Here is a 5,972-nt window from a genome sequence, read left to right as displayed (position 1 = left end):
TTGCTCAGGATGATGCTCTCTTATAAAGTCAAACAGTGTTAGAACCACTTTTTTATGCCCGTGGTAAGCCGCTTCTCTTATTGCTTCATTATTCCTGACTGTAGGGTCAACGCCGTCTATGTCTAACAATCGGTTGACCACGTTAAGATGTCCGTTTGCGGCTGCCATTCCTATGGCAAAATTGCTATCCGCTGTAGGGTCAACGCCGTCTATGTCTAACAATCGATTAACCACGTCAAGATGTCCGTTTGCCGCTGCCATTCTTATGGCATAATTATCCTCGTCTGTAGGGTCAACGCCGTCTATGTCTAACAATCGGTTGACCACGTTAAGATGTCCGTTTGCGGCTGCCATTCCTAGGGCATAATTATCACCCGCTGTAGGGTCAACGCTGTCTATGTCTAACAATCGATTAACCACGTCAAGATGTCCGTTTGCGGCTGCCATTCCTAGGGCATAATTATTCTTGGCTGTAGGGTCGACGCCTTCAAGGTCTAATAATCGGTTGACCACGCCAAGATGTCCGTTTTTGGCCGCCCCTCTTATGGCATGATTATCAAAAGCCGTAGGGTCAACGCCGTCTATGTCTAATAATCGGTTGACCACGTCCAGATGTCCGTTTTCGGCCGCTACTCTTATGGCATAATTATCAACAGCGCTGGGGTCAACGCCGTCTATGTCTAACAATCGGTTGACTACGTCCAGATGCCCGTTTGCGGCCGCTATTCTTATTGCAGCATTATTATTAATTGTAGGGTCAACGCCTTTTAATAACTCTATTTCCAATTGTTTTATGTTGCCGCTTTTGCATGCTTCATGTAGTGGCTCCATCTTTTTCCTTGTCATTTAAATCTTGAGCGTAATTCATACTACTACGCTTAATATTTATTATAAAATTATTCGTCATAATGATGGATAAGCAGTCCTATTGAAAAAACTTAGGACACAGCCAATTTAATTAAGCCAGATGTTAAGAGGGAAGCATGCGAATTTCAGGCGCAAAGAAGCTGTGCAGCAGCCTGATTTCATAAGCTGAAGGCATGGTTTGGGGCGGGGCCAAAAACTCAAGGAGGAACACAATCAAAATCATTGAATGAGTCGTTTTGTATCAATAGTGGTAAGAAGCCGTTTTACTAAAAACAAGGGTATTAAGGGGGGAACGTCCGAATGCAACGGGCAGACACTTCGATGTTCTTAGCTTGGCCGCCTTCGATACCCAACGGGAAAAACACGAACCAAGCATTGGCTAAATCCAGCTGAGACGAACTCCAGTATACACCGTTCGAAAATCCCCCAAAATTACACGGATCTACCAGATTGGAGCAAAGCGCACTATGAATTGCAGACAGCTCATTTCTTGCAGGAAGATACCAGTCTACACCAATGGTATCTCGGCAAAGTCGCGCGGCACACTGGCTAGGATCATTGGCACAAGCTCCATCAATAAAAATGGCATCGGTATTAGCAACACCATCATCCAGGCTTGTTGCACCAAATATATCAGAATTATTACTGGTCCATTGACTCTTAAACTCGAGTGCTTCATCAATGACTACCTTGCCGCTGCCTCCACTTTCTTGAAACACCAGTCCTCCCAGATGAGAGAATGCAATCAAAGTTTGTGGGCTGTTGAGCGTATTGCTGCCACTGACAGTAATCGTACATGGTGCATAGGGGGTGTCGGAGGTTAGTTTCAGGGTACAATTAGCGCCAGGTGCCACACTGGCACAATTACTGCCATCAATCGACAGGTTGGGGCAGGCGGCTTTATTACTAACCGTAATTGCATCAGCATTCACAGTACTGCTGGCATCATTGGTCACTTCTAAAGAAAGCGACGCTCCAAACACCGCAACGACACGATTTTGTTGCACAGGGCTTGTAATGCTTATTGTGGTTCCAACATCACCACGGGTAATGTTTAGTATGGCAGCACTTGGCTGATAACACTGATTGGGATTCGGGCTGCCACCCAGAGGTGCCTCGCATAGCACGGGTCCGCTATGAATACCGCCTAAGGGCAGTGCACTGCCTATAATGAAAAGATTTAAAGTGCAACTGCTGCCCGATTGCCCCTTGGGCGCCAGTTGACAGGGTGTAGTTTGGATAATGCCTGGCATTGGCTGGGCCACTAAATTTTTAGACTGCGCTGACTCATTTTGCACTAGATATTGTACTGTGGCTGTACCATTTTTTGGTACAGTCAGAGTGGTTTTGCTTCCAGGTACAGCTGTGATGATCCACAGTGGTCGCGCTGCTTGTGCTGCTGTCAATATCAGCCAGGATAACAGACCAACCAGTATTTTGTTAATTAAAGTGTTTTTATTGATATTTTTTGCATGGTTTCTATCCTTATGCCACATAAGTAATATTCAATAAAACACCATGGGTGGTGAGTTGATTGAGCATTAAACCTGTATTGTCTGGCCAGGGCGCCTGGATGCCCATAAAATAGGCGGCGTTTTTTGTTTGATTGCCTATAAACAAAAATGTCCGAGAGGGTGTTCGGAACGGATAATAGCGCCCATATCGCCATTTTTTGTCTAAATTAAAATCATCTTGTGACGATCAATTTGATATTAAAATATGCTTTATGAATTTAAAGATTACTCTCATTTAATTGAATGAGCAAGCGTGGTCATAGGGGGCCGGATCTGGGCTCGTTGTATTTTTCGCTCAAGAAAATCCAGAAACGGATGCTTGTTTTTTATTGGTCTTATTCGTCATTTCATTATTATGTGAATAATGGGCAATTATCTAAAAATTGGGCTCATTGGATATCCAAGCCAATTGAGGACTCTGGTTTGGGAGAATGAACACCTTGATTACGTTGTACTCCATCAAGGCTACGCCTGCTAATTAACAGGAAAATTATCATTTTTTAGCGGATGAACGCCACATCCGTATAAATAGTGTTCCAATGAATCTCAAATAGTTACCAAACCTCTTCAAAAAGGACGTTACCAATTTAAATTGCAAATAAAAATTAATATATTAAAATATTAGTATATTAAAAGGTACTAATATTGGAATGCATCATGCCCGCTAGAAAATTAATTTCCGAGAAAATGGCAGAATTTTTAAGTGCGATAGCTCACCAACACCGCATTCGAATTATTGAAGAACTGCATGCAGGCGAACAAAATGTAAACAGTCTACAAGCCATTTTAGGAACGAGTCACTCGGTCGTATCACAACATCTGTCTATTTTAAGAGCTAACAAGATAGTCAAACAACGTAAAGAAGGGAACCAGGTTTATTATCAATTGGCTCAACCAGAATTAGCAAATTGGCTACTTCAAGGACTAGCTTACCTTGAAGGTGGATTGCAGTCTGATGAAACTATCCGCTCAGCAGTTAATGAAGTAAAGACGATATGGAGCCATATTCCAGGCGTTAAAGACGGTGGTTCAAATGCATAACCAACAAGCAGGGGCAATAGGCGTGCATCCATAGAAGTATTTACTATGTTCAAAGAATTCAAAAGTGACCTTATGGCGGGTTGAATACTTACGTGATTATAGAGTAAACGCAAAGCAGAAAAATATTATTGTTGAAATGGTAGATTTTATTGAGTCCGCCTGACATTCGGACCCTATGTAGGAGTGTAAAATGAAAACATTGACTAAAGAAATGCAAGCGACTATTACACCAGCAACTGCACTGCACCTATTGCAAGAAGGTAATAAACGATTTGTAAATAATTTAAAAGTTAACCGTAACCTTTTGCAGCAGGTTAATGAAACCTCTGATGGACAACATCCTTTTGCAATCATCTTAAGCTGTATCGACTCACGTACCTCGGTCGAGTTGATATTTGACCAGGGTTTAGGCGATGTATTTAGTGTACGCATTGCAGGAACTATTATTAATGAAGATATTTTAGGTAGTATGGAGTTTGCTTGCAAAGTAGCAGGGGCGAAGATAATCGTGGTTTTGGGACATTCAAAATGCGGTGCAATAAAGGGCGCATGTGATGATATAGAAATGGGTAATTTGACAGCCTTGTTAAGTAAAATACAACCCGCTGTGAGGGCTGAAAAAAGTACCGTTGGAAACCGAAACTCAAGTAACGAAGAGTTTGTGGAAAAGGTTACTGCTATTAATGTACATAGCACAGTACATGCAGTTATGGAGCGCAGTCCCATTTTAAAAGAACTTGTTGACGCAGGCGAATGTGGAATTGTTGGAGGCCATCATGATATCTCAACAGGCGAAGTGAGTTTTTATGAAGATACTAAGTTCGGTTTCCTTGAGACTGACTCTGCTTTTGAATCTATCATAACAACCTCTTGAGGGTAAATCTGTGTGCATAAGTGGGAGCACAGCCAGCGTAACTTTGATGAAGCGTAGCGTAATCAAGGTTTATTGAGCTCAATCCAACCTATCATGGAATACAATGCCAATGGGATCACCCATTAGAAACTCTCGGTCAAGAGGTAAAGCAAAGCCGTTTGGTTTGTAAGCCAAATTTTATAATTTTAGAAGTGTTAGAAGGTTACATGTACACTCTATGCATCTAAAATTTCTAATGGAGGTGTCCTCTAATATGCACCAGTCACCCATATGAATTAAGACATTTACTAATGGCCTGATGGACATTAGTAGTCCTTGGCATTATCGCCTCAGAAATTATATAGTGCCGTGCTCAGTCCAAGTCGCCAGGTTCTATGAACCAGAATGACAAATCAGTGGCTTATGTTTTTACATGGCCAACCCTTTGTGGCTCAGAGCACGGGCATATCAGTATACAACAAACTTCAATGACCTCATGATTAGATTAAGTGGTTAAGGTAAAGGTTTAATCAGAGCTATTGGTTTTACCAACCCCATGGTATAACTCAATTACCTTAACCGAACGCCGTTTAACCTGATTACATAAATGCTTTTTGTACATTAAACTCCACCTGGTCTCTCAATACATAAAAACAAGCTCGAGCTAATTTATGTGCAACCGTTTTAATCGCAACAACCTTGTTTGTTTTGGCGAGTTTCCGTTGATAATACTGTTTCACCGTTTCGTTATATCGAATTGCAAAATTAGCAGCTTCAGTAAACGCCCAAGCTAAAAATTTATTACCGTTTTTGCTATTGGTATTTCCCTTTTTCTTACCATTACTAAATTTTGCCCCACTAATACATCGGCAATAGGAGGCATAATCGCCCACTGTATCAAAACGCGAAATCGCCCCTGTTTCTAACATAATTGTTAAAGCCAATACCAAACCGATTCCATCAATACTGGTTAACTGTTCAAAGGCACGTTCCAACCGCAAGTCTTTTTTAAGTACCTTTTCCAAGGTATTGATTTGCTCCTGTAAACAATTCATAACCACCAAATTACTCTTCACTGCTAATGCAACATGAGGGATTAAAAAATCAACATCCACTTGCTCTGCTGTGAGTTGCTTAATTTTGTTTGCGGAAATTCTTTTATTCAAATGCCGAGCATAGAGTCCCTGAATTGACTGGACATTTAGAGTGCTCTGTTGCACCAATTGCATACGTTTGCGCATTAAATCCCGCGCCGTACGTTGCTCCTTGGGATAAATATAGCCTTCCGGTAAAATGCCTAATCGCAACAGTTCAGACAACCAACGAGCATCACTCGTGTCATCCGTATACTTCACTCCTGAGTACTGCTGTATCGCCGCCGTATTAGCAAGATGAACTTTAAACCCTGATTCCATTAAGCCATCTACCAACCAGTACCAGTTGTACGTTGACTCAACGACAACTCCTAGTAGATTACTTCGCCATGGCTCCAATAAAGAAACTATTTTTATAAGGTCGTTCGCTATTCGTTTGCGTAATATTTCACGACCTTCTTCATCAATTAATACCACAACACTATTATTTGAATGTAAATCAATTCCACCATATAGTTTCACTCTAAGCTCCTTTATTAACCGTTTTTGTTTTTCTTCCAAACTAAACTTTACCGGTTACTTCAAGGAGCTTTCTATATGATT

At 41.4% G+C, this 5,972-nt stretch carries 5 protein-coding genes; 2 read left to right on the top strand and 3 right to left on the bottom strand.

The genetic code is table 11. The features are described 5' to 3' along the window. Together BN58_RS28010 and BN58_RS02455 are read right to left on the bottom strand one after the other, a co-directional pair. A partial coding sequence (locus tag BN58_RS28010; protein ID WP_019215494.1) for an ankyrin repeat domain-containing protein occupies nucleotides 1–831 on the bottom strand: 831 nt, incomplete at its 3' end. A 317-nt stretch (nucleotides 832–1,148) separates the two neighbouring features. Next, nucleotides 1,149–2,363, bottom strand: coding sequence for a DUF1566 domain-containing protein (locus BN58_RS02455; RefSeq protein ID WP_019215493.1), 1,215 nt, complete (start codon nucleotides 2,361–2,363; stop codon nucleotides 1,149–1,151). A 675-nt stretch (nucleotides 2,364–3,038) separates the two neighbouring features. Here BN58_RS02455 and BN58_RS28005 point away from each other — a divergent pair. Then, nucleotides 3,039–3,422, top strand: a complete 384-nt coding sequence (locus tag BN58_RS28005; RefSeq protein WP_019215491.1) for an ArsR/SmtB family transcription factor — start codon at nucleotides 3,039–3,041, stop codon at nucleotides 3,420–3,422. Nucleotides 3,423–3,612: 190 nt separating this feature from the next. Next, nucleotides 3,613–4,296 carry a carbonic anhydrase family protein gene (locus BN58_RS02440; protein WP_019215490.1) on the top strand — a complete coding sequence of 228 codons (684 nt, stop codon included), beginning with the start codon at nucleotides 3,613–3,615 and terminating at the stop codon, nucleotides 4,294–4,296. A gap of 578 nt (nucleotides 4,297–4,874) precedes the next feature. Here BN58_RS02440 and BN58_RS02435 read toward each other — a convergent pair. Beyond that, entirely contained in the window at nucleotides 4,875–5,891 is a 1,017-nt protein-coding gene (locus tag BN58_RS02435; RefSeq protein WP_019215489.1) for an IS110 family RNA-guided transposase, read from the bottom strand. Nucleotides 5,892–5,972 lie beyond the last annotated feature (81 nt).

Origin of the sequence: Legionella tunisiensis, from assembly GCF_000308315.1 — a bacterium.
Taxonomy (GTDB): domain Bacteria; phylum Pseudomonadota; class Gammaproteobacteria; order Legionellales; family Legionellaceae; genus Tatlockia; species Tatlockia tunisiensis.
This window is presented reverse-complemented; position numbering and strand designations above follow the sequence as displayed.